The 23628-nt window shown below is 44.3% G+C and carries 22 protein-coding genes; 17 read left to right on the top strand and 5 right to left on the bottom strand.

Going from position 1 to position 23628, the window contains the following annotated elements:
* Positions 1-153: 153 nt before the first annotated feature.
* A complete protein-coding gene (locus tag BN3349_RS07530) occupies positions 154-1677 on the top strand; it encodes a hypothetical protein (protein ID WP_245853766.1) in 1524 nt (507 codons plus the stop codon).
* Positions 1677-4526, top strand: a complete 2850-nt coding sequence (locus BN3349_RS07525) for an SNF2-related protein (protein WP_040976724.1) — start codon at positions 1677-1679, stop codon at positions 4524-4526. Before BN3349_RS07530 ends, BN3349_RS07525 begins: the two co-directional genes overlap by 1 nt.
* Before the next feature lie 119 nt (positions 4527-4645).
* Here BN3349_RS07525 and gyrB read toward each other — a convergent pair whose 3' ends face one another.
* Positions 4646-7084 carry a DNA topoisomerase (ATP-hydrolyzing) subunit B gene (gene gyrB / locus BN3349_RS07520; RefSeq protein ID WP_040976723.1) on the bottom strand — a complete coding sequence of 813 codons (2439 nt, stop codon included), beginning with the start codon at positions 7082-7084 and terminating at the stop codon, positions 4646-4648.
* Positions 7085-7322: 238 nt separating this feature from the next.
* Positions 7323-8336, bottom strand: a complete 1014-nt coding sequence (glpX, locus tag BN3349_RS07515; protein ID WP_040976722.1) for a class II fructose-bisphosphatase — start codon at positions 8334-8336, stop codon at positions 7323-7325.
* A gap of 219 nt (positions 8337-8555) precedes the next feature.
* Between glpX and BN3349_RS07510 the strand changes: the two genes are divergently transcribed.
* From BN3349_RS07510 to BN3349_RS07445, 14 genes are all read left to right on the top strand, one after another.
* Positions 8556-8774, top strand: coding sequence for a cell division protein ZapB (locus BN3349_RS07510; RefSeq protein WP_032107875.1), 219 nt, complete (start codon positions 8556-8558; stop codon positions 8772-8774).
* A 68-nt stretch (positions 8775-8842) separates the two neighbouring features.
* Positions 8843-9286: an FMN-binding protein MioC gene (gene mioC, locus BN3349_RS07505; protein WP_040976721.1), complete on the top strand. Its 444-nt coding sequence runs from the start codon at positions 8843-8845 to the stop codon at positions 9284-9286.
* Between the two features lie 477 nt (positions 9287-9763).
* Positions 9764-11653 carry a tRNA uridine-5-carboxymethylaminomethyl(34) synthesis enzyme MnmG gene (gene mnmG, locus BN3349_RS07500; RefSeq protein ID WP_040976720.1) on the top strand — a complete coding sequence of 630 codons (1890 nt, stop codon included), beginning with the start codon at positions 9764-9766 and terminating at the stop codon, positions 11651-11653.
* Complete coding sequence (gene rsmG, locus BN3349_RS07495; RefSeq protein ID WP_040976719.1) at positions 11653-12291, top strand: 16S rRNA (guanine(527)-N(7))-methyltransferase RsmG; 639 nt, start codon at positions 11653-11655, stop codon at positions 12289-12291. Before mnmG ends, rsmG begins: the two co-directional genes overlap by 1 nt.
* Before the next feature lie 155 nt (positions 12292-12446).
* A complete protein-coding gene (locus tag BN3349_RS07490; RefSeq protein WP_040976718.1) occupies positions 12447-12830 on the top strand; it encodes an ATP synthase subunit I in 384 nt (127 codons plus the stop codon).
* Between the two features lie 23 nt (positions 12831-12853).
* The gene (atpB, locus tag BN3349_RS07485) at positions 12854-13642 is read left to right on the top strand and encodes a F0F1 ATP synthase subunit A (RefSeq protein WP_040976717.1); all 789 of its coding nucleotides are present in this window, start codon (positions 12854-12856) and stop codon (positions 13640-13642) included.
* A 108-nt stretch (positions 13643-13750) separates the two neighbouring features.
* The gene (gene atpE, locus BN3349_RS07480; RefSeq protein WP_005539567.1) at positions 13751-14005 is read left to right on the top strand and encodes a F0F1 ATP synthase subunit C; all 255 of its coding nucleotides are present in this window, start codon (positions 13751-13753) and stop codon (positions 14003-14005) included.
* Between the two features lie 72 nt (positions 14006-14077).
* Entirely contained in the window at positions 14078-14548 is a 471-nt protein-coding gene (atpF, locus tag BN3349_RS07475) for a F0F1 ATP synthase subunit B (protein WP_040976716.1), read from the top strand.
* A 13-nt stretch (positions 14549-14561) separates the two neighbouring features.
* Entirely contained in the window at positions 14562-15110 is a 549-nt protein-coding gene (gene atpH / locus BN3349_RS07470; protein ID WP_040976715.1) for a F0F1 ATP synthase subunit delta, read from the top strand.
* Positions 15111-15122: 12 nt separating this feature from the next.
* Positions 15123-16667, top strand: coding sequence for a F0F1 ATP synthase subunit alpha (gene atpA, locus BN3349_RS07465; protein ID WP_032107867.1), 1545 nt, complete (start codon positions 15123-15125; stop codon positions 16665-16667).
* Between the two features lie 23 nt (positions 16668-16690).
* Positions 16691-17560, top strand: coding sequence for a F0F1 ATP synthase subunit gamma (gene atpG, locus BN3349_RS07460; RefSeq protein ID WP_040976714.1), 870 nt, complete (start codon positions 16691-16693; stop codon positions 17558-17560).
* 20 nt (positions 17561-17580) lie between these two features.
* On the top strand, positions 17581-18954 hold the full coding sequence (gene atpD / locus BN3349_RS07455) for a F0F1 ATP synthase subunit beta (protein ID WP_040976713.1): 1374 nt from the start codon (positions 17581-17583) through the stop codon (positions 18952-18954).
* Positions 18955-18997: 43 nt separating this feature from the next.
* Positions 18998-19426, top strand: a complete 429-nt coding sequence (locus BN3349_RS07450) for a F0F1 ATP synthase subunit epsilon (RefSeq protein ID WP_040976712.1) — start codon at positions 18998-19000, stop codon at positions 19424-19426.
* 99 nt (positions 19427-19525) lie between these two features.
* Positions 19526-20311 carry a Cof-type HAD-IIB family hydrolase gene (locus BN3349_RS07445; protein ID WP_040976711.1) on the top strand — a complete coding sequence of 262 codons (786 nt, stop codon included), beginning with the start codon at positions 19526-19528 and terminating at the stop codon, positions 20309-20311.
* A gap of 258 nt (positions 20312-20569) precedes the next feature.
* Here the strand turns inward: BN3349_RS07445 and nfuA are convergent, their stop codons facing one another.
* Together nfuA and BN3349_RS07435 are read right to left on the bottom strand one after the other, a co-directional pair.
* Positions 20570-21154: a Fe-S biogenesis protein NfuA gene (gene nfuA / locus BN3349_RS07440; protein WP_040976710.1), complete on the bottom strand. Its 585-nt coding sequence runs from the start codon at positions 21152-21154 to the stop codon at positions 20570-20572.
* 78 nt (positions 21155-21232) lie between these two features.
* Complete coding sequence (locus BN3349_RS07435) at positions 21233-21919, bottom strand: DNA utilization protein GntX (RefSeq protein WP_040976709.1); 687 nt, start codon at positions 21917-21919, stop codon at positions 21233-21235.
* A 144-nt stretch (positions 21920-22063) separates the two neighbouring features.
* On the opposite strand from BN3349_RS07435, the gene BN3349_RS07430 reads away from it, so the two are divergent.
* A complete protein-coding gene (locus BN3349_RS07430; RefSeq protein WP_040976708.1) occupies positions 22064-22876 on the top strand; it encodes a Cof-type HAD-IIB family hydrolase in 813 nt (270 codons plus the stop codon).
* Between the two features lie 33 nt (positions 22877-22909).
* Here the strand turns inward: BN3349_RS07430 and BN3349_RS07425 are convergent, their stop codons facing one another.
* Complete coding sequence (locus BN3349_RS07425) at positions 22910-23623, bottom strand: tRNA1(Val) (adenine(37)-N6)-methyltransferase (protein ID WP_040976707.1); 714 nt, start codon at positions 23621-23623, stop codon at positions 22910-22912.
* Positions 23624-23628 lie beyond the last annotated feature (5 nt).

The raw sequence follows: 23628 nt of genomic DNA, 5'->3' as shown, positions 1-23628 counted from the left end.
GTAAGCAGAGTTTTTGAAATGTAAGGCCTTTGAATAAGACAAAAGGCTGCCTCATCGCTAACTTTGCAACAGTGCCAAAAAACATCGCCTGTCAATATTTTGATTGGTTCGCGTAAGTTTACCGAAGGTTGGTCTAGCTGGCGTGTTTGTACAATGGGTTTACTGAATATGGGCAAAGGCGAAGGCAGCCAAATTATCCAGCTGTTTGGGCGTGGCGTGCGGCTCAAAGGCAGAGATTGGTCGCTTAAACGTTCGCTGCCGAATGAACGCCCCAAAAATCTGTTTTTAGACAAATTAGAAACACTCAATATTTTCGGTATTAACGCCGACTATATGGAAACTTTCCGTAATTATTTGGCAGCGGAAGATATTGTTACGCCAGATGAAATGCTGACGCTGGATTTTCCTGTACAAAAACGGCTGCCTGCAATAAAACTGAAAACCTTGAAACTAAAAGATGAAGTAAAAGGCAATCGCAAAATGTCGTTTAAACGCCAAGAAAAAGGCATTTATTTATTTGAAGTGCCAGAAAAATGGCAAGGTAAGCTAAAAGAAATTCATATTGCCTTAGATCGCTATCCAAAAGTGCAAAGTGTGGCTTCAAAAGGCACAGCAATCGCCAAAAGCCAGTTTGAGCAACGCCAAGAAGTCAAGCTCAATATGGCTTTGTTTGATTTTTTTGATTGGGATAAGATTTATCTTGCTGTTCAAGCAGTTAAACACGAAAAAACGTGGTACAACTTGCGTTTAGACAAAACAAAACTTCGCCAATTTGCCGAGCAAAATCATTGGTACACGCTGTATATGCCGAAAGCTGCGTTAAAAGTGGACAGCTTTTCGCACATTGCCTTGCAACAAGAAATTTTGATTGATTTGTTAAAAGAATACAGTAAACAGTTTTATGAGCGGCTAAAAGCGGCGTATGAAGGCGAGCATTATGAAGTGGTGGAAGTTACCGAAGAAAACGGTTCAATGCTGGAAAAATATCAGTTTGAGCTGCCTGATAATGACGATGGCAATGCGATTAAAACGAAGTTAGAACAGCTGGCAAAGGGTTTAAATTTATTGCAAAACGGTGTAGAGCCTGTGTTTGGTGGCGATAATGGCTTGCAAATGCTTTGTTTTGATGGACATTTGTTTGCGCCGATTTTTGCTTGTTTGGAACGCCAAGACTTGCCGTTTAATATTCAGCCATTGGCTGTAAACGCCGAAAGCGAATGGACGCTGCTTCATCATTTAATTGAAGCCAAAGACAACGGCAATTTGCATAAATGGACGCAAAGCAAAGATGTGTATTTATTGAGAAATGCCGCAAACAAAACCAAAGGTTTGGGCTTTGCATTGGCAGGCAATTTTTATCCTGATTTCTTGCTTTGGCTGGTGGATGGTAAAACGGGCGAACAGTGGCTATCTTTGATTGATCCGAAAGGCATTCGTAATATGGAACAATCTGATCCAAAATTTGGCTTGCACGAAGAGTTGCAACGTTTTGCCCAAAACTTGAACATCAGGCAGCCTGAATTATCCGCTTTTATTTTATCGGCAACGGCACAACGAGATTTACACAATTTCAGTGGCTGGACAGACGAAATGTTTAAAAACAAACATATTTTGTTTATGGACGAAAGTAAGGTTTATTTAAAACTGATGTTTGACATGATGTTAGGGGACAAATAATGCACATCACACCACATCAAGCAAAATATTTTGCAACTGAAATTCTCTGCCAAAGCGATTTGGGCGTGGAGCGTATTTCGCAAGGTTTATTTAATGCGAAAGTGGATTTAAATCCGCATCAAATTGACGCCGCACTCTTTGCCTTAAAAAATCCGCTTAATCGTGGCGTATTGTTGGCGGACGAAGTGGGTTTGGGGAAAACCGTAGAAGCAGGGCTTGTATTGTGTCAGCTTTGGGCGGAACGCAAACGTAAGCTGTTGGTAATTTGCCCTGCCATTTTGCGTAAGCAATGGGCGAATGAATTGGCGGATAAGTTTGGGCTGCCTTGCGTGATTTTGGAGAAATCGTTGCTCAAACGGGAATATGGCGATAATCTACCTGATTTTTTGCGTGAAAATTTGGGCAAGCGAATTGTGGTGATTTCTTATCAATATGCGACAAAACTGGCGGATAATTTTGCGGGTGAATTGTGGGATTGTGTGGTGATTGATGAAGCACACAAATTGCGTAATGCCCACCGCCAAAGCAATAAAATGGGACAAGCGTTAAAAATTGCCTTTAATGAACGCAAAAAATTGCTGCTCACGGCAACGCCGCTACAAAATAGTTTGATGGAACTCTACGGCTTATCGACGCTTTTAGACGAACATCTGTTTGGCGATGAAAAAGTGTTCCGCCGTAAGTTTGTCAGCCAAAGCAATAATTTGGGCGATTTGAAAGACCGCTTAAAAACGGTGGTGAAACGCACCTTGCGAGCGGACGTGTTGGAATATATCCGCTACACCAAGCGGCACACGATCACGCAAAATTTCTATCCAAGCGATGAAGAACAAACGCTTTATCAAGCGATTTCTGATTTTATCGGCAAAGAAGAAAGCATTGCCCTGCCAAAGCGGCAGCGGCATTTGATTGGTTTGATTTTGCGCAAACTGCTGGCTTCCAGCCCTTATGCGGTGGCGGATACGCTAAGCATTATTTTAAAACGGCTTTATGCTTTAAAAGAACAGCAAGCCGAAGCGGATTTGTTGGCAGAGTTAAAACACGTTGAAAGCGATTTTGACGGTGAATTAAGCGAAGATTTAGCCGAAGATGATGGCGAAGCACAAGCGGAACTCGCCTTTAATCACGCGCTTTTAAATGATGAAATTGCTCAAATTGAAGGCTTTCTTGCCCAAACCAACAGGCTAAAAAATGACAGCAAAGCGACCGCACTTTTAACAGCCTTGCAAACAGGTTTTGAAAAAATGACGACATTTGGTGCAGCACAAAAAGCGATTATTTTTACTGAAAGTGTGCGTACGCAAGCCTATTTGTATGATTTTTTGTGTGCCAATGGCTACCAAGACAAAATCGTGAGCTTTTCAGGCAGCAATAACCACGAACACGCCCGTCAAATTTATGCAAATTGGCTAGCGGATAAAAATAATGAAAGCAAAATCACAGGCTCGGCGCAGGTGGATAAACGCACGGCGTTAATTGATTACTTTAAAGACGAAGCGCAAATTATGCTTGCCACCGAAGCCGCCAGCGAAGGGGTAAACTTGCAATTTTGTTCGTTGTTGATCAACTATGATTTGCCGTGGAATCCGCAGCGGGTGGAACAACGCATTGGGCGTTGCCATCGTTACGGACAGCAGTTTGACGTGGTAGTGGTGAATTTCTTAAACCAACGCAACGAAGCGGATCAGCGTGTGTTGGAATTGCTGAGCGAAAAATTCCAACTGTTCGACGGCGTATTTGGCGCATCCGATGAAATTTTGGGGCGAATTGAAACAGGCTTGGATTTTGAAAAACGCATCGCCCATATTTACGACAGCTGCCGTACATCAAGCGAAATCAAGCAAGCCTTTGACCAGCTGCAACAAGAAATGGACGATGAAATCAAAGCGGCAATGGCTCAGGCAAAATCCCAATTATTGGATAATTTTGACGAAGATGTCCACGAACGCTTAAAAGGGCATCTTTTGGAAAGTCAAAAATTGCTTGATAAAACCAGCCGTTACTTTTGGGCTGCCAGCCGCTTTGCCCTGAAAAATTATGCTGATTTTGACGAGCAGCAAAAAGCCTTTTATCTCAGACAATCGCCGATTCGTGGAGTCGAATGCGGACGTTATTGCTTACAGAAAAAAGACGAGCAAACAGGCTTAGATTACCGTCTTAATCACGCTTTGGGCGAATGGTGCTTAACGCAATGTGTGCAAACAGACACACCTGTGGCAAGTTTACAATTTGATTACAGCAACCATCTCACCAAATTATCTGTACTTGCCAACAAGCAAGGTAAATCAGGCTGGCTTTGGTTGGATAAATTAGGTTTTTATGGTGAAAATCAAACACAAGAAATGCTGGTGTTCACCGCCAAAACTGACGATGGCGAATGGCTAGACGATGATTTTTGCCGCAAATTATTAAGCGTCGCTGCGGTTGAAAATGGCTTGAATCAAAAGTTACCCGAAGATTTAAAAGCCAATGCCGAACAAGCGATTAAGGGCAAAATGGGGGAACATAGCGAAATACAAACCGCACTTTTAAAAGCTGAAAGCGAACGGTTGGATAAATGGGCGGAGGACAAAAAGAAAGCTGTGCAAGAAGAAATTAAGGAAATGAAGCAAAAAATTCAGGAAGCAATACGAGATAGGAGAAACGCGACCAATTTGGAGCAACTCGCTGAATGTGAAAAAAATGTTCGTGACTTAGAGCGTAAGCAAAGCCTTTTACGAAAAAATATTGATCAGGTTGAGGACGATATTGAAAAACAGCGTGATGAAAATATAGATAAAATATTTGCTCAGCTAAAACAAAATAGCCGAGTTGAGCATTTGTTTAGGGTGAGATGGGAAATTATTTAGTGCGTTAAAAAACAAGCATTAAGTAACGCTGATAGCTACAACACTAAAATCTACACCTAACTGCACTAAAAAAATGACCGCACTTTTGAGGTACGGTCATCAATTAGGAGGAAAATAAATTAAATATCCAGATTAGCTCTCAGCGCATTGGCTTCGATAAATTCGCGGCGCGGTTCGACTTCATCGCCCATTAGCGTGGTAAACAGCTGGTCGGCAGCAACGGCGTCTTTAATGGTGACTTTCAACATAGTGCGAGCTTCCGGATCCATGGTGGTTTCCCATAGTTGTTCTGGATTCATTTCGCCCAGTCCTTTATAGCGCTGTACCATTAAACCGCGACGCGATTCTTTCACTAGCCAATCCACCGCCTGTTCAAATGAATTTACTGCATACTGGCGTTCACCACGCGCCACATAAGCGCCAGTTTCCAATAATCCATTCAGTTGATTGCCGAGTTTGATAATGCGCGCATATTCGTTGCCGTTGGCAAACTGGAAATTCAGCGCATAATCGGTATCGATACCGTGAGTGCGCACGGTCAATACCACTTCGTGCAAATGCCGTTCGCTGTTAAACAGGAGCTGATAACGGTAATGATTGCCGCCGCTTTCTTTTTCGGTCAGTTTTTCAACCAGAGATTTCGCCCAAAAATCCACCGCACTTTGCTGCTGCATAAGTTCGGTGCTAAGCAGCGGATGATAAATCAGTTCTTTCAGTACATTTTCCGGATAATGACGGGATAAACGGCTGATCATGCGCAATACTGCATTGTATTCCGCTACCAGTTTTTCCAACGCCGCGCCGTTCATCGCTGGTGCATTTTGGTTAATATGCAAAGAGGCGCCGTCCAGCGCAAGGTTCAGCTCATATTGCGCCATGGCTTCGTCGTCTTTGATATATTCTTCGTTTTTACCTTTTTTCACTTTATACAGCGGCGGTTGTGCGATATACACATGACCGCGTTCAATCAGTTCCGGCATTTGACGATAGAAGAAAGTGAGCAGCAAAGTACTGATATGCGCGCCGTCCACATCCGCATCGGTCATAATGACAATGCTGTGATAACGCAATTTATCCGGATTATATTCGTCACGCCCGATCCCGCAGCCCAGCGCAGTAATCAGCGTGCCCACTTCTTGCGAAGACAGCATTTTGTCAAAACGCGCCTTTTCTACGTTAAGAATTTTACCTTTTAACGGTAAAATCGCCTGATTTTTACGGTTGCGCCCTTGTTTTGCTGAACCGCCAGCAGAGTCCCCCTCCACCAGATACAGCTCAGACAGCGCCGGATCCCGTTCCTGACAGTCCGCCAATTTACCCGGCAGACCGGCAATATCCAATGCGCCTTTGCGGCGGGTCATTTCTCGCGCTTTACGTGCCGCTTCACGGGCGCGGGCGGCATCAACGATTTTACCGGCAATGATTTTTGCATCATTCGGATTTTCTTCCAAATATTCTTGTAAGCGCTCGTTCATTGCCGATTCCACCGCACCTTTCACTTCGGAAGAAACCAGTTTATCTTTGGTTTGCGAGGAAAATTTCGGATCCGGCACTTTTACTGAGATAATCGCCACCAAGCCTTCGCGCGCATCGTCACCGGAGGTTTCCACTTTGTCTTTATCGCTTTTGCCTTTTTTATTCAACCCGGCTTTATCCATATAAGCGTTCAGCGTGCGGGTCAGCGCACTGCGGAACCCCGCCAGATGCGTACCGCCGTCGCGCTGCGGAATATTGTTAGTAAAGCAATGAATGTTCTCCGCTTGATAACCTTCGTTCCATTGCAGCGCCACTTCCACGCCGACGCCGTCTTTTTCGGTGGAAAAATAAAACGGTTTTTGGTGAATCGGATTTTTGTTTTTATTCAGATATTCAACAAACGCTTGAATGCCGCCTTCATAGTGGAAATGATCTTGCTTGTCGCTACGCTTATCAAATAATTTGATAGAAACGCCGGAATTGAGGAAAGACAGTTCACGCAGACGTTTTGCCAAAATATCGTATTCAAATTCAATATTATTGAAAATTGTCGGACTTGGCCAGAAACGCACCGAGGTTCCGGTTTGTTGTGTCTCGCCGATAATCGCCAACGGCGCCTGCGGTTCGCCTAAATGATAGAACTGTTCATGTACATGTCCTTGACGGCGAATGGTCAGCTGCAATTTATCCGACAGCGCATTAACCACCGATACCCCGACACCATGCAAACCGCCGGACACTTTATAAGAATTATCGTCAAATTTACCGCCAGCATGCAGCACGGTCATAATTACCTGCGCCGCCGACACACCTTCCTCCGGATGAATATCCACCGGAATTCCGCGCCCGTCATCTTGCACCGAGACGGAATTATCGCCGTGAATGGTCACGATAATATCTTTACAGTAGCCTGCCAGCGCTTCATCAATGGCGTTATCCACCACTTCGAATACCATGTGATGTAAGCCTGTACCGTCGTCGGTATCGCCAATATACATACCGGGACGTTTACGTACCGCATCCAGCCCTTTCAGCACTTTAATGCTGTTGGCGCCGTAGTTTTCAGGAGTATTATCTGACATACAATTTCTCTGTTTTTATTAATAAAAATTGTGCGGATTATAGCAAATTTTTGTGTCATTGGCTAAGGTTAAAGTGCGGTTAAAATTTCGCTAGTTTTTAATAAGTATTCGGTGTGCAACTTAGGCTTTTCGCTTGTTTGCCCGCATCGCACAAAATGCCACAAAAATTAACCGCACTTTTTAATAAAAAAACAGCCGGCAATGGGCGCGGCTGTGTAAGATAAGGATTAATCGGTCGTCAGGCACCGATTAAGCGGTAAAGTGCGGTGTCTTTTCTGTCTAAATAATGGGTGGATTGAATCCGTCGAATCGTGCGTGAGCGACCGCGAATCAGCAAGGTTTCTGTGGTCGCCAGATTACCACGACGGTGAATGCCGCGTAATAAATCGCCGTTGGTAATTCCGGTGGCGGAAAATACTAAGTTGTCATCACGTACCAAATCTTCCAGCTTAAGCACTAGGTTAACTTCAATCCCCATTTCTTTACAGCGACGGATTTCATCGGCGGCAATCGCCTGATTGTCCGGTGAGCTGCCTTTGACCTGATGACGTGGAATCAAGCGTGCCTGCATTTCCCCGCCCAATGCGCGGATCGCCGCTGCCGCCACCACGCCTTCCGGTGCACCGCCGATACCGTACAGCATATCCGCCCCGCCGTCTGGTAAACAGCATAAAATTGACGCCGCCACATCGCCGTCGGGAATCGCCAACACTTTAACCCCAAGCCGTTGCATTTGTTTAATTATCTCGGCATGACGGGGTTTATCCAGCGTAATTACGGTCAACTGGGAAAGTAATTTGCCCATTTTGGAGGCAACGCGGCGCAGATTTTGTTCCAGCGGCAAATTTAAATCGATCATACCTTTGGCTTCCGGTCCGACAACCAGTTTTTCCATATACATATCCGGCGCGCGCAAAAAGGTATCCTTGCCGCCAGCCGCCAACACCGATAAGGCATTTGCCTGACCCATTGCGGTCATTCGGGTGCCTTCAATCGGATCAACCGCGATAGAAACCTCCGCGCCTTTTCCGCTGCCGATTTTTTCGCCGATATACAGCATCGGGGCTTCGTCGATTTCGCCTTCACCGATGACGATTTCGCCCGCCATTTCAATCTGATTCAGCATTAATCGCATTGCCTGCACGGCGGCATCATCCGCCGCGTTCTTATCACCGCGCCCCAGCCAAGCAAAGCCCGCTAATGCCGCCGCTTCTGTTACTCTTGAAAATTCAATGGCTAATGCTCTGTTCATTCTCTTATCCTTTTAAATGGTTAACCGACAAAAAATCCCGCCTATTCTAGCACCGCGCAAACGGTTGCTCTATCAAAAATAAAAAATTTCCGCGAATTTTTAAATCCGTTATAAAAAATATGTTATGGTAAGCAGAAATTTAATCCAAGGCTTTAACAATCATCCTGAACTAAGGTAAAATAGCGCCACATTCACAGAGACACTCAGAGGAAATTTACTATGTCACTAGAAATTTTAGATCAACTGGAAGAGAAAATTAAACAAGCAGTTGAAACCATTCAATTACTCCAGCTGGAAGTAGAAGAATTAAAAGAAAAAAACACTCAGGCGCAACAAGAATGCCACAATCTGCGCAATGAAAACGAACAGCTTAAAAGCGAACATAATAACTGGCAGGAACGTTTACGTTCTTTGTTAGGTCGTATCGATAACGTATAAAAACAATTTTACCCATTACAAATGCAAGGCTTAGGTGATAATCTAAGCCTTATTTTTTAGGAGTAAGTATGACAACGAAAATCTGTATTATCAGCGGCAGCACACTTGGCGGCGCGGAATATGTGGCAGAACGTCTACACGATGTGCTACAACAACAGGGTTTTTTTACTCAATTGATCCATGGTGCGCATCTCGACGACATCAGCGAGCGCGATATTTGGCTGATCGTTACCTCAACCCACGGCGCAGGCGAATTGCCCGATAACCTAAAACCATTGTTTAATCAAATAGCCGCTCAACGTCCGGATTTATCCGGTTTGCGTTTTGCCGTAGTCGGGCTAGGCAATTCCGATTACGATACCTTCTGTTATGCCGTAGATACGGTAGAGCGAAGTCTGAAACAACAAAGTGCGGTGCAAATTTGCTCTTCTTTAAAAATTGATGTTCTGCAAGTCGATGATCAGGAACAATATGCCGAAGACTGGCTGCCGAATTTTACCTCTCAACTGTAATAAAAAATCGGCGGCGGTGTAATTATGCGTTGCCGATTCAACACAAATTTCTTGTTTGCATAGTTCCGATCCCATTGTGGATAAGATTCGATAAAGCTGTAAAAAAACCTGTCATTATGCGCTTAATAAAAAGAATATGATCTGCGATTGTGGATAACTAGGGCTTTTATTCACAACAAATACGCCTGTACGAGAGCTGGATCTTCACATCTTAAAAAACGATCTAACTTTTTCATTTTACGGTAAAATTTTGCCTTACTCACAAGGATCGGCGATCCTAATTATAATCATAATAAGATCTTTATATATAAAAAAAGATCTTATATTAATAAGCGTTGGATCAAAATTGATCGTAGTGTGAGATCGTCACTGGTTTTAATTAAAAAGGATCCGAAATGTTATTTTATGCCCACGTGAATTTGGGGTAGAATAGCGCGCAGTTTAAAAAACAATGAGATTAATTACACAAAGGTGATTATGTTTTATACGGAAAGCTACGATGTGATCGTTATCGGCGGCGGTCATGCGGGAACGGAAGCGGCGTTAGCGCCGGCTAGAATGGGATTAAAAACGCTGTTGCTTACTCATAATGTTGATACTTTAGGGCAAATGTCTTGCAATCCGGCAATTGGCGGGATCGGCAAAGGACATTTAGTCAGAGAAATTGATGCCATGGGCGGCTTAATGGCAACAGCGGCGGATCAAGCGGGAATTCAGTTTCGTACCCTCAATGCCAGTAAAGGACCAGCAGTACGCGCCACACGGGCACAGGCGGATCGGGTATTGTATCGTCAAGCTGTAAGAATGGCGCTGGAAAACCAACAAAATCTGGATATTTTTCAGCAGGAAGTGACGGATATTCTCCTTGAGCAGGATCGTATCGCCGGGGTTGAAACCAAAATGGGACTGAAATTTCGATCCAAAGCGGTGATCCTCACTGCTGGCACATTTTTGGCCGGTAAGATCCATATCGGATTGGAAAATTATGCGGGCGGACGGGCGGGTGATCCTGCATCAGTGAATTTAGCCCATCGCCTGCGCGATCTGAATTTGCGCGTGGATCGTCTAAAAACCGGTACGCCGCCGCGTATTGATGCGCGCACCATCAACTTTGAAGTGTTGGCAAAACAATATGGTGATGAACAATTGCCGGTATTTTCCTTTATGGGATCGGTAGCGCAACATCCGCGTCAAATTCCTTGTTTTATCACCCACACAAATGAGCGCACTCATGATCTGATCCGCACTAATTTGGATCGCAGCCCGATGTATGCCGGGGTGATCGAAGGGATCGGTCCACGTTATTGTCCGTCTATCGAAGATAAAGTAATGCGTTTTTCCGATCGAAATTCTCATCAGATCTATCTGGAACCGGAAGGGCTTACCAGTCAGGAAATTTATCCGAACGGCATTTCCACCAGCTTACCTTTTGATGTACAAATGGGCATTGTCAATTCTATGAAAGGGCTAGAAAAAGCACGTATCGTGAAACCGGGCTACGCCATCGAATATGATTATTTTGATCCGCGTGATTTAAAACCGAGTTTAGAAACCAAAGCCATTAACGGCTTGTTTTTTGCTGGTCAGATTAACGGTACCACAGGCTATGAAGAAGCGGCGGCGCAAGGGCTGTTGGCGGGGATTAACGCCGGCTTGTGGGTGCAGGACAAAGACAGCTGGTTTCCGCGTCGCGATCAGGCTTATGTGGGCGTGCTGGTTGATGATCTTTGTACGCTGGGGACTAAAGAACCTTATCGTGTATTTACTTCTCGTGCCGAATATCGCTTATTACTGCGCGAGGATAACGCAGATATTCGCCTCACGCCGATTGCTCATGAACTCGGTTTAATTGATGAACGTCGCTGGGCACGTTTTAATCAAAAAATGGAAAATATTGAAAAGGAAACTCAGCGTTTGCGTCAGATTTGGTTGCATCCGCGTTCAGAGCATATACAAGAAGCCAATAATGTGTTGGGTAGCCCGTTAGTACGCGAGGCTAACGGCGAGGATTTGCTGCGTCGTCCGGAAATTAATTACCGTATTTTAACCGCACTTACTCCTTTCGCACCGCCTATGCAGGATAAGGAAGCGGTGGAACAGGTTGAAATTGCAATTAAATACCAAGGCTATATTGAGCATCAGCAGGAAGAAATCGAACGTCAGAAGCGTCACGAAAATACCGCTATTCCGTCCGATTTTGATTATGCTTCGGTCGCCGGTTTATCCAACGAGGTACGCATCAAACTACAGCAGCACCGTCCGGTATCTATCGGACAGGCAAGCCGTATTTCCGGAATTACCCCTGCCGCCATTTCAATTTTACTGGTTAACTTGAAAAAACAGGGAATGTTGAAACGAGGTGAATAATGACTGATTTGCAGCGACAATTAACCGACAGACTGAATTCTTTGCTAAAACAGACCGCACTTTGTATAACCGATCAGCAAAAAGCGCAGCTGGTGACATTGGTTTTGTTGCTGCACAAATGGAATAGAGCCTATAACCTCACCTCGGTGCGCGATCCGTCGGAAATGCTGGTTAAACATATTCTTGACAGTATTGTAGTTAGTCCTTATTTACAAGGACAGCGTTTTATTGATGTCGGCACCGGTCCGGGACTGCCCGGTTTGCCGCTGGCGATTATTAATCCGGATAAGCGATTTGTGTTGCTCGACAGTCTGGGTAAGCGCATCAGTTTTATCCGTAATGCGGTGCGCGAATTAGGCTTGAGCAATGTGGAACCGGTGTTAAGCCGGGTGGAACAATATCAGCCCGAGCAATTATTCGACGGCGTATTGAGCCGCGCCTTTGCGTCTTTAAAAGATATGACTGACTGGTGTCGGCATCTGCCAGCTGAAAACGGCATGTTTTATGCCTTGAAAGGTATTTATCAGCCTGATGAAGTACAACAGCTGGCGCCTTCATTGCATGTAAACAATGTAATAAAATTGAATATTCCTGATTTAATTGGGGAAAGAAATTTAATTTTGTTAAGTTTCGGTTAAGTTTTTGTTTTGTTTGTTTTTATTTTTTTATAAAAATGTGATGAATTTAACGCTTTTTGCGTAGTTTTAAGTTGAATACAGCTAAAACTCGCGTATAATTAATGGGATTTTTTTGATTAAATTAAGTCTATTTTCAGGCAAAGACAATAATAGTAATGTCGGCAATTATTAAACAGGCGAAAAGACAATATCAATTTGCTTTAGGCACAGAGTTACTGGTTTTACTGGTGATTTTTTCCGTTTTAATTGCACTGCAATGGAATATAGCGGTTTCTTTTGTATTAGGAGCAATATCAGTTTTTATTCCTCATTGTTTTTTTGTAGCATTGGTGTTTTTTAGCAAACAGCAATATAGCAATAAACTGAGCGCGTTTTATCGCGGTGAATTGATTAAATTCGTATTCACGATCATCTTAATTATCATTGCTTTTAAACTGTTTTTATTAATGAATTTTATCGCTTTTTTTGCGGGCTATTTGTTGGGGCTTGTCCTCAATAATTTGCTTCCGTTTTTGATAAGTAAATACGTTAGAATTTAGTTTTAAATATCAAAGGATTAACTATGGCTGAGCTCACTACTTCAGGGTATATCCAGCACCACTTGGAATTTCTTAAAACCGGGGATTCGTTCTGGAATATTCATATTGATACGCTTTTCTTTTCCGTTTTATCCGGTGTTATTTTCCTTTTCCTGTTTTATAAAGTTGCGACCAAGGCGACTTCCGGCGTACCGGGTAAGTTGCAATGTTTGGTTGAAATTTTAGTGGAATGGGTTGACGGTATTGTGAAAGAAAATTTTCATGGACCGCGCAATGTGATAGCACCTTTAGGCTTAACCATTTTCTGTTGGGTATTTATAATGAATACCATCGACCTTATTCCGGTAGATTTTCTGCCGCAAATCGGTAATTTATTCGGTATTCATTATTTAAGAGCGGTGCCGACGGCAGATATTAGCGCCACACTGGGTATGTCAATCTGTGTCTTTTTCTTAATTCTTTTTTATACCGTCAAGTCAAAAGGCGTAGGCGGCTTGGTTAAGGAATATACACTTCATCCGTTTAATCATTGGTTATTTATTCCGGTTAACTTTATTCTTGAGTCCGTTACCTTGCTTGCCAAACCGATTTCTCTGGCATTCCGTTTATTCGGTAATATGTATGCGGGTGAACTTATTTTTATTTTAATTGCGGTGATGTATAGCGCCAATATGGCAATTGCCGCACTGGGTATTCCGCTGCAACTGGCATGGGCGATTTTCCATATTCTGATCGTTACTTTACAGGCATTTATTTTTATGATGTTGACGATTGTTTATTTGAGTATCGCGTATAACAAGGCGGATCACTAACGGTCATTTAACGGTTTGTCGGTTTAAACGGCGACGGATTGTTGATGAAACTATTTACTAACTAACCCGGTCATCAGACCGAATTTTAAAAATCTAACGGAGAAAACTATGGAAACTGTAATTACAGCTACTATTATCGGTGCATCAATCCTACTTGCTTTCGCTGCATTAGGTACTGCGATTGGTTTTGCTATTTTAGGCGGCAAATTCTTAGAATCATCCGCGCGTCAGCCTGAATTGGCAAGTAGCTTGCAAACCAAGATGTTTATCGTTGCTGGTCTGCTTGATGCTATCGCGATGATTGCAGTAGGTATTTCGTTACTTTTCATTTTCGCAAACCCGTTTATCGGATTATTACAATAATTGTCGGCTTTGCTGATTACGGCAAGGATTACTCGTATAGAGTAAGGGTTAGACATTATTGAGGAGGGCGTTGTGAACTTAAATGCAACATTAATCGGCCAACTGATTGCGTTCGCACTATTTGTGTGGTTCTGCATGAAATTCGTATGGCCGCCGATTATTAAAGCGATCGAGGAGCGTCAAAGCTCGATTGCCAATGCCTTGGCATCGGCTGAAGCGGCTCGTAAAGAGCAAGCTGACAGCAAAGTCTTGGTGGAGCAGGAAATTAATCAGGCAAAACTTCAGGCGCAGGAAATTGTGGATTTGGCCAATAAACGCCGCAATGAAATTTTAGATGAAGTGAAAACCGAAGCTGAGGCGTTGAAAGCGAAAATCATTGCACAAGGGCATGCAGAAATTGAATCCGAACGTAAACGCGTACAGGAAGAATTGCGTGTCAAAGTGGCTTCGCTTGCTATTGCTGGCGCAGAGAAAATTGTGGGTCGTACGGTTGACGAAGCGGCAAACAATGACATTATTGATAAATTAGTTGCGGAACTATAAGAAGGTTGGGCTTATGTCAGAATTAACTACGATAGCTCGCCCTTATGCAAAAGCGGCATTTGATTTTGCGGCGGAACAATCCGCCACTGATAAAAGTGCGGTTGAAAAATGGACTGAAATGTTAAATTTTGCTGCGCAGGTATCAGAAGATGATGCCATGCAGGATTTACTCAGCAGTTCATTATCGGCAAAAAAACTGGCCGATATTGTCATTTCGATTTGCGGCGACCAACTTGATCAATATGGGCAAAATCTTATTCGGTTAATGGCTGAAAATAAGCGTTTAACGACACTTCCAGCGGTGTTTGAAGAATTTCAGCGTTATGCGAAGGAACATCAAGCCGAAGCGGAAGTGGATGTGGTTTCGGCGCAGCCGTTGAGTGCGGCGCAGCAACAGAAAATCACCGACGCAATGGAAAAAAGACTTGCCCGTAAAGTTAAATTAAATTGCAGCGTAGATAGCACGTTAATTGCAGGTGCTGTTATCCGTACAGATGATTTTGTAATTGACGGCAGTAGTCGCGGACAACTTGCCCGTCTTGCAAATGAGTTGCAATTATAAGAGGAATAAAAGATGCAACTAAATTCGACTGAAATTAGTGAATTGATTAAAAAACGTATTGCTCAGTTTGACGTGGTTAGCGAAGCGCGCAATACGGGAACCATTGTTTCCGTAAGCGACGGTATTATTCGTATCCATGGTTTAAGCGATGTAATGCAAGGTGAAATGATCGCTTTGCCGGGCAATAATCGTTATGCGATGGCGCTCAATCTGGAAAGAGATTCAGTGGGTGCGGTAGTCATGGGACCTTACGCGGATTTAGCGGAGGGTATGGAAGTTCAGTGTACCGGTCGTATTCTTGAAGTACCGGTCGGTCGCGGTTTGTTGGGCCGTGTGGTGAATACTTTAGGTCAACCGATCGACGGTAAAGGCGAAATTGAACATGACGGTTTTTCACCGGTTGAAGTGATTGCGCCGGGCGTTATTGATCGTAAATCCGTTGATCAACCGGTGCAAACCGGTTATAAAGCGGTTGACTCCATGGTGCCGATTGGTCGTGGTCAGCGTGAGTTGATTATCGGCGACCGTCAGACCGGTAAAACCGCACTGGCTATTGATGCGATTATCAACCAGCGTGATTCTGGGATTAAATGTATTTATGTGGCTATCGGTCAGAAAGCCTCAACTATCGCCAATGTGGTGCGTAAATTAGAAGAACATGGTGCATTAGCCAATACTATCGTAGTGGTAGCATCGGCTTCCGAATCTGCCGCATTGCAATATTTGGCACCGTATTCTGGTTGTGCTATGGGTGAATATTTCCGTGATCGCGGTGAAGATGCGTTAATCGTTTATGATGACTTGTCCAAACAAGCCGTGGCTTATCGTCAGATTTCATTATTATTACGTCGTCCGCCGGGTCGTGAGGCTTATCCGGGTGATGTATTCTATTTGCATTCCCGTTTGCTGGAACGTGCATCTCGGGTAAATGAAGAATATGTCGAACGCTTTACCGAAGGCAAAGTAAAAGGACAGACCGGTTCATTAACCGCATTGCCGATTATTGAAACACAAGCCGGTGACGTTTCTGCGTTCGTACCGACTAACGTAATTTCTATTACTGATGGTCAGATTTTCTTAGAAACCAGCTATTTTAACTCCGGTATTCGCCCGGCGGTTAACCCGGGGATTTCCGTTTCTCGTGTAGGTGGTGCGGCACAAACTAAAGTGGTGAAAAAATTAGCCGGCGGTATTCGTACCGCACTTGCGCAATATCGTGAGTTGGCGGCGTTTGCTCAGTTTGCCTCCGATCTGGATGATGCGACCCGTAAACAGTTGTCGCATGGTCAGAAGGTCACCGAATTGCTGAAGCAGAAACAATATGCACCGTTAAGCGTTGCGCAGCAGGCTTTGGTATTGTTCGCGGTGGAATTCGGTTACTTGGATGACGTAGAGCTGGATCGTATCGCGTCGTTCGAATCCGCATTATTGGAATATGCGAAAAACAACCACGCCGAATTTTTGGCGGAATTAACCAAAACCGGTAATTACAATGATGAAATCAAAGACACATTGAAAGGTATTTTGGATAAATTCAAAGCCAACAGTACGTGGTAGTCAAGGATTAACGGAGAAACGAAATGGCAGGTGCAAAAGAGATAAGAACCAAAATTTCCAGTGTGCAAAGTACACAAAAAATTACTAAGGCAATGGAAATGGTTGCTGCTTCGAAAATGCGTAAAACGCAGGATCGAATGTCTTCTTCACGTCCGTATTCTAATGCAATACGCAGCGTAATCAGCCATGTGTCAAAGGCCAATGTCGGTTATAAACATCCGTTTTTAGTGGAACGAGAAATTAAACGCGTCGGTATTCTGGTGGTCTCCACAGACCGGGGATTATGCGGCGGTTTAAACGTTAATTTATTTAAGACCGTGTTAAACGGAATGAAAGACTGGAAAGAACAGCGCATTGAAGCTGTTCTCGGTTTAATCGGTGCGAAAGGTATCGGTTATTTTCATTCTCTCGGTCTGGAAATTAAAGCGCAGCTTTCCGGAATGGGCGACAGCCCGTCCGTTGAAGAGCTGATCGGTATTGCGAACCGTATGTTTGAGGATTATAAAGCAGGCGAATTGGATGCTATCTATATTGCCTACAATAAATTCGTCAATACGATGTCGCAGAAATCGACGCTGCAAAAACTCGTTCCGTTGCCGGAATTAGATAACGATAATTTAGGCGAAGTAAAACAAACTTGGGATTATTTATATGAACCAGATCCGAAAGAACTGTTAGACAGTTTGCTGGTTCGTTATTTGGAATCTCAGGTTTATCAGGCGGTAGTTGAAAATCTGGCCTCTGAGCAAGCGGCTCGAATGGTGGCGATGAAAGCGGCGACTGACAATGCGGGTAATCTGATTAAAGAATTGCAGTTGGTGTATAACAAAGCTCGTCAAACAAGTATCACAAATGAATTAAATGAAATTGTAGCCGGTGCGGCGGCAATTTAATCAATATTAGAGGATCGGTAATGGCAACTGGAAAAATTGTACAAATCATCGGTGCGGTTATTGACGTTGAATTTCCACAAGATGCAGTACCAAAAGTATATGAAGCCCTTAAAGTTGAAACGGGCTTAGTCCTTGAAGTTCAACAACAATTAGGCGGTGGTGTCGTTCGTTGTATCGCAATGGGTTCATCGGACGGTTTAAAACGTGGATTAACGGTGGAAAATACCGGTAATCCGATTTCGGTTCCGGTCGGTGTGAAAACACTGGGCCGTATTATGAACGTACTCGGCGAACCGATTGATGAACAAGGCCCTATCGGTGCTGAAGAAAACTGGTCTATTCACCGTGCGGCGCCGGATTATGAAGATCAGTCCAACAGTACAGAATTATTGGAAACCGGAATTAAAGTTATTGACTTGATTTGCCCGTTTGCAAAAGGGGGTAAAGTCGGTCTGTTCGGTGGTGCCGGTGTAGGTAAAACCGTTAACATGATGGAATTAATTCGTAATATTGCGATTGAACACTCCGGTTATTCTGTATTTGCTGGTGTGGGTGAACGTACCCGTGAAGGTAACGACTTCTATCATGAAATGACGGAATCCAACGTATTGGATAAAGTATCGCTGGTTTACGGTCAAATGAATGAGCCGCCGGGCAACCGTCTGCGTGTAGCCTTAACCGGGTTGACTATGGCGGAAAAATTCCGTGATGAAGGTCGTGACGTATTATTCTTCGTGGATAATATTTATCGTTATACCCTTGCCGGTACCGAAGTTTCGGCATTGTTAGGTCGTATGCCGTCCGCAGTAGGTTATCAGCCAACATTGGCGGAAGAAATGGGGGTGCTGCAAGAGCGTATTACTTCCACTAAAACCGGATCCATCACTTCCGTCCAAGCGGTTTACGTACCGGCGGATGACTTAACCGACCCGTCTCCGGCAACAACCTTTGCTCACTTGGATTCTACCGTGGTATTGAGCCGTCAAATTGCATCGTTGGGTATTTATCCGGCTGTTGACCCGTTGGATTCCACCTCTCGCCAGTTGGACCCATTAGTCGTCGGTCAGGAACATTACGACGTAGCACGCGGTGTACAGGGTATTTTGCAGCGTTATAAAGAGTTGAAAGATATCATTGCTATTTTAGGTATGGATGAGCTTTCCGAAGAAGATAAACTGGTGGTGGCACGTGCGCGTAAAATCGAACGTTTCTTATCACAGCCGTTCTTCGTTGCCGAAGTATTTACCGGTTCGCCGGGCAAATATGTTTCACTGAAAGATACTATCCGCGGTTTCAAAGGTATTTTAGACGGCGAGTACGATCATATTCCGGAACAAGCGTTCTACATGGTCGGTTCAATTGAAGAAGTGCTAGAAAAAGCCAAAAATATGTAATCACTTCAAGACCTGATTAACAGAAAACTTGAAGGAGAATAACATGGCAACATTTAAATTAACAGTCGTAAGTGCGGAAGAGAATATTTTCAGCGGTGACGTGCAAAGTATTCAGGCAACCGGGAGTGAAGGCGAACTGGGTATTTTACCGGGTCATACGCCGTTGCTTACCGCGATTAAACCGGGTATTGTCAAGCTCACGCTGGAAAACGGCAGTCAAGATGTAATCTACGTTTCGGGCGGTTTTTTAGAAGTACAGCCGAATGTGGTAACCGTGCTTGCCGATGTGGCGATTCGCGGTAAAGAACTGGACGGCGATCGTATTCTGGAAGCCAAACGTCGGGCGGAACAAAATATTGTATCTGGCGCGAAAGACGCAAATTATGAATTACTGGCGTCCAAACTTTCCAAAGAATTGGCGAAATTACGCGCTTATGAATTAACGGAAAAATTAGTAAAAAACAAACGCTGATTTGACCGCACTTTTAAACAAAACCACCTTCGGGTGGTTTTTTATTTGCCGTTATGATTTAATTTCTTGCGAAAGTAATAGATTGTCAGCGAGGTATTTATGACGACATACAAAGCGGTATTCAGTGATATGGACGGGACGCTTTTAAACAGCCGGCATCAAATCGGCGCCGCGACGCTTGCTGCGATTCGGCGCATTATTGGTCAAGGTATTCCATTTATCCCCGTCTCTGCGCGCCCGCCTTATGCGATCACGCCGTATACTCAACAGCTGCAAACCGCTCAGCCAATTATTTGTTACAGCGGCGCGTTAATTCTGGATCAGGATTTGAACCCTTTGTACTCAGTAACTTTAGCCCCTCAGGACGTATTCGCATTGCAGCAGGCTTTAGCGAATGTTACTCATTTGTCAGTCAGTTATTATGCCGGTTTGGATTGGTTTACTGATAATCCCGCAAGTGATTGGATTAAGCAAGAAGCGAAAATTACCGGACTGTCGGCGAAGAGCAAACCGCATAATCTGCCTGCGGTACACAAAATACTCATAATGGGCGAGGCTGCCGAGATTGAGCCGCTGGAAAAACAACTACAATACCAGTTTCCGCAGTTGGCGGTTCATCGTTCTAAAGCTGAATATTTGGAAATTATGAATAAAGCCGCGACAAAAGCGAAAGCCGTTCAGTTTATGGAAGATTACCTTAATGTTTCAGCACAGGAAACGGTTGCTTTCGGGGATAATTTTAATGATCTGGATATGCTGCAATATGTCGGATTAAGCGTAGCAATGGGCAACGCACCGGAGGAAATTAAACGCGCAGCCAAGCAAACTACTGCAAGTAACGATGATGATGGCATTGCCATGGTGCTAAACCAAATTTTTACCTGAAAATGATTAAAAGTGCGGTGAAAATTTCAGATGTTTTGATGCTTATATCACAACGCTATAAAAACCAAAAATGACATGGGTGTATTAGCCTAAAATTTACTTTTTTGTGCTGCAATAATCCCTGTGGCTAACACCTTGTAGTAAAAATTAACAGCTTACTGTTTCCACCTATAACTATATTTAGCTATAAAAATCAGCACCTTAACGGTTAGTAAATTCGTCCGATATAAGGTGCTGAGCTACGGTTTTTTATCAGGTTTAATAATAAGAATGTTCGCCGCGTTGGTGTTCAGTTACGTCTTTAGCGCCTTTCAGCTCGCCCGGGAAGAGGCTGATTAATTGTTTTTCAACGCCGTCTTTTAGCGTGACGTCTACCATTGAGCAGCCGTTACAGCCGCCACCGAATTGCAAAATGGCGTTGCCATCTTCGGTAATTTCAATCAAGGTGATATGACCGCCGTGTCCCGCCAGTTGCGGATTAATTTGAGTCTGGATCACATATTCCACCCGTTCGATCAGCGGTGCATCGTCTGCCACTTTGCGCATTTTCGCATTCGGTGCTTTCAGTGTTAACTGAGCGCCAAGTTCTTCCGTAACATAGTCAATTTCCGCATCTTCCAGAAACGGCAGACTGATTTCATCCACAAAGGCGGAAAAGGTATCATATTTCATTTCAGTATCGCTAGCTTCCACCGAATTTGGTGGGCAATAAGACACACCGCATTCTGCACCTGGCGTTCCTGGGTTCACCACAAAAATACGAATGTTGGTGCCCTCTTCCTGCTGATCAAGCAGCTTGCGGAAATGGCTTTGCGCCGCCTCTGAAATAATAATCTGTTGCATAAGTCGTTCCTATCAATACTTGAGCTATATTGTCGGAAATGATACTCCCAGACGGACTTTTTTTCCACCTTTTCTTTTTTAGGCTCTGGCTAATCCCCATACCTGAATATGTTGCACTCCCGCCTGGCGCAAACATTTGGCGATTTCATTCAGTGTCGCGCCGGTTGTGATAACATCATCCACCAGTGCCACTGAGTGATAACCGAGCAGAGTAATATTGTCTTTTACCTGAAAGGCATTATTCAGATTTTTACGCCGCGCTTTGGCACTTAACCCGCGCTGGGTTGGGGTATGAATTATGCGGCGCAGAAGATCGTTGCGTTTTGGAATATTCAACCAACGTGCCAGATAATGCGCCAGCAGATCCGCCTGATTATATCCTCGCTGCCATTGGCGTAAATGGTGCAATGGCACAGGCAAAATCACATCCGGCCATGTAAGTTGGTGGTAACGCCTTGCCTCATACAAGGCGAGCAGCAGTAACTGCGCCAAGCTGCGATCTAGCCAAAACTGACGGTTAAACTTAAAGCGATGAATCAATGTCGATAACGGTTCTGCGTAGCGTCCGACAATGACCATGCGCTGCCAAGCCGGCTCATCACGCAGGCAATTACCGCAGCGCAGCGGATAATTGACGACCGCCGATCCGCAACAGCCGCAATAAGAAAAGCGACTGATCTGTTGATTACACCGACTGCACAAACCCTGTGTCGCAATAGCCAGCTTTCTGTGGCATTGCACGCAACAAAAACCAAACCAATTCATTGTTATTTTTCACCGCACTTTTTCGTTTTATACTGCAACAGTCTAAAACAAGCCGCCCAACGCTGCGGTTTTTTTATTTAATTTCACGATCTGGATCGTAATAATGCTAAAATCAGCGCTAAATTAATGAGATAAGGATATGACATGACGATTCCGAATTACCGCGACCAAATCAAACTGGTTTTTTTTGATATTGACGAAACCCTGTTCGTTAAAAATAAAGATCACCTGCCCGCCAGCATCATTCCCGCCATTGAAAAACTGCATGCCAACGGCGTTCAGGTCGGTATTGCGACCGGACGGGCGCGCTGCTGTTTTCCGGAGAAACTGAACCGCGTGATTGAGGCGCAAGGCATTGATATATTCGTCACCATGAACGGGCAATCCGCCGTTTATAAAGGTCAGGTGATTGAAAATCATCCGATTGCAACGGATAAAATTCAGCGGTTGGTCGATTTTTTTGAGCAACAGCAGGTGGATTATGCCTTTGTCAGCAATGAACAGGTTCGGGTTTCCGCAGTGACGCCGAAACTGCGTTCTGCGCTTGATGCCGTAACTTTGAATTATCGCGTGGATAAAGCGTATTTTAAGCACCATGATGTCTATCAAATGTTACCGTTTTATGACGAAAGCATGGATCAAACGGTTGCTGAGGCACAGATTTTAAACGGCTTGAAAACCGTACGCTGGCATGAAAATTCTGTCGATATTTTTGATGCGCAAGGTTCAAAGGCGCGCGGAATTGCAGCGGTAGTGCGGCATTTAGGTTTAAATATGAACAATGTGATGGCATTCGGTGATGGGCTGAATGATATCGAAATGCTCAGCGCCGTGGGCGTTGGCATTGCCATGGGGAATGCACACGAGCAATTGAAGCAGGTGGCTACGCATGTTACCGATCACATTGAGCAGGACGGCGTGTACAATTTTCTACAACGGGCGGGTTTAATTGCCTAAAATGGCGCAGCTGTGCGGTTTTTCCGTTCAATATTAATATTTTAAGTAGAAATCCTGGATCAAACGAATAAACTCGGGCTGATAGTGATGATTCTCATCATAAATTGTCAAACGCTCGTGTACCGTCGGCTGCGGCTGTTTAGCGAATGTCAGCAGCAAACGCTGCGGCATTTTGCCGGTTTTGGTTACCACTTCGCAGCGATGAAGGCAAAAAAGTGCGGTCTGTTTTTGTAACGTTTCGCCGGCTTCAAAGGGCAAAATAAAATGAATACGACCGTTGTCGTTCAGGCAGGCTGCCGCCAGATTTAGCCAGTCTGCATGACATTGATCCAGCATATAACGCGCTCGGCTGCGCTGTCCCGAACGACAATCGGAACCGGGTTGGAAATAGGGCGGATTTGCCGTAATAATGTCAAATTTTTCACCGCACTTAGCGGCAAAGTCGGCAATATCCTGATGATAGATGCTAATTCTGTCTGCCCAAGGCGAATGCCGCACATTCTCTTTTGCCTGTAAAAATGCCGCATCATCAATTTCCACTGCACTGATACGACAATGTGCAGCGGTTCGTTGTGCCAGCATCAGAGCGATTAATCCTGTTCCAGTGCCGAGATCCAACAGCGTTTTCGCATCCGACACATCAGCCCAAGCACCCAGCAATACGCCGTCGGTACCGACTTTCATCGCACAGCGATCATGATTGATATGAAACTGTTTAAAGGTAAAACCGTGATTTTTCGCCGTCATAAACT

Source organism: Necropsobacter massiliensis (genome assembly GCF_000827595.2).
Lineage (GTDB): Bacteria > Pseudomonadota > Gammaproteobacteria > Enterobacterales > Pasteurellaceae > Necropsobacter > Necropsobacter massiliensis.
The sequence above is the reverse complement of the archived record's forward strand: the minus strand, read 5'-3'. Positions and strand labels throughout refer to the sequence as shown.

Bases quoted from the DNA above. Each gene is read 5' to 3' on its own strand.
- BN3349_RS07530 (WP_245853766.1), top strand. From the start codon at position 154: ATGGGTTTACTGAATATGGGCAAAGGCGAAGGCAGCCAAATTATCCAG.
- BN3349_RS07525 (WP_040976724.1), top strand. From the start codon at position 1,677: ATGCACATCACACCACATCAAGCAAAATATTTTGCAACTGAAATTCTC.
- gyrB (WP_040976723.1), bottom strand. From the start codon at position 7,084: ATGTCAGATAATACTCCTGAAAACTACGGCGCCAACAGCATTAAAGTG.
- glpX (WP_040976722.1), bottom strand. From the start codon at position 8,336: ATGAACAGAGCATTAGCCATTGAATTTTCAAGAGTAACAGAAGCGGCG.
- BN3349_RS07510 (WP_032107875.1), top strand. From the start codon at position 8,556: ATGTCACTAGAAATTTTAGATCAACTGGAAGAGAAAATTAAACAAGCA.
- mioC (WP_040976721.1), top strand. From the start codon at position 8,843: ATGACAACGAAAATCTGTATTATCAGCGGCAGCACACTTGGCGGCGCG.
- mnmG (WP_040976720.1), top strand. From the start codon at position 9,764: ATGTTTTATACGGAAAGCTACGATGTGATCGTTATCGGCGGCGGTCAT.
- rsmG (WP_040976719.1), top strand. From the start codon at position 11,653: ATGACTGATTTGCAGCGACAATTAACCGACAGACTGAATTCTTTGCTA.
- BN3349_RS07490 (WP_040976718.1), top strand. From the start codon at position 12,447: ATGTCGGCAATTATTAAACAGGCGAAAAGACAATATCAATTTGCTTTA.
- atpB (WP_040976717.1), top strand. From the start codon at position 12,854: ATGGCTGAGCTCACTACTTCAGGGTATATCCAGCACCACTTGGAATTT.
- atpE (WP_005539567.1), top strand. From the start codon at position 13,751: ATGGAAACTGTAATTACAGCTACTATTATCGGTGCATCAATCCTACTT.
- atpH (WP_040976715.1), top strand. From the start codon at position 14,562: ATGTCAGAATTAACTACGATAGCTCGCCCTTATGCAAAAGCGGCATTT.
- atpA (WP_032107867.1), top strand. From the start codon at position 15,123: ATGCAACTAAATTCGACTGAAATTAGTGAATTGATTAAAAAACGTATT.
- atpG (WP_040976714.1), top strand. From the start codon at position 16,691: ATGGCAGGTGCAAAAGAGATAAGAACCAAAATTTCCAGTGTGCAAAGT.
- atpD (WP_040976713.1), top strand. From the start codon at position 17,581: ATGGCAACTGGAAAAATTGTACAAATCATCGGTGCGGTTATTGACGTT.
- BN3349_RS07450 (WP_040976712.1), top strand. From the start codon at position 18,998: ATGGCAACATTTAAATTAACAGTCGTAAGTGCGGAAGAGAATATTTTC.
- BN3349_RS07445 (WP_040976711.1), top strand. From the start codon at position 19,526: ATGACGACATACAAAGCGGTATTCAGTGATATGGACGGGACGCTTTTA.
- nfuA (WP_040976710.1), bottom strand. From the start codon at position 21,154: ATGCAACAGATTATTATTTCAGAGGCGGCGCAAAGCCATTTCCGCAAG.
- BN3349_RS07435 (WP_040976709.1), bottom strand. From the start codon at position 21,919: ATGAATTGGTTTGGTTTTTGTTGCGTGCAATGCCACAGAAAGCTGGCT.
- BN3349_RS07430 (WP_040976708.1), top strand. From the start codon at position 22,064: ATGACGATTCCGAATTACCGCGACCAAATCAAACTGGTTTTTTTTGAT.
- BN3349_RS07425 (WP_040976707.1), bottom strand. From the start codon at position 23,623: ATGACGGCGAAAAATCACGGTTTTACCTTTAAACAGTTTCATATCAAT.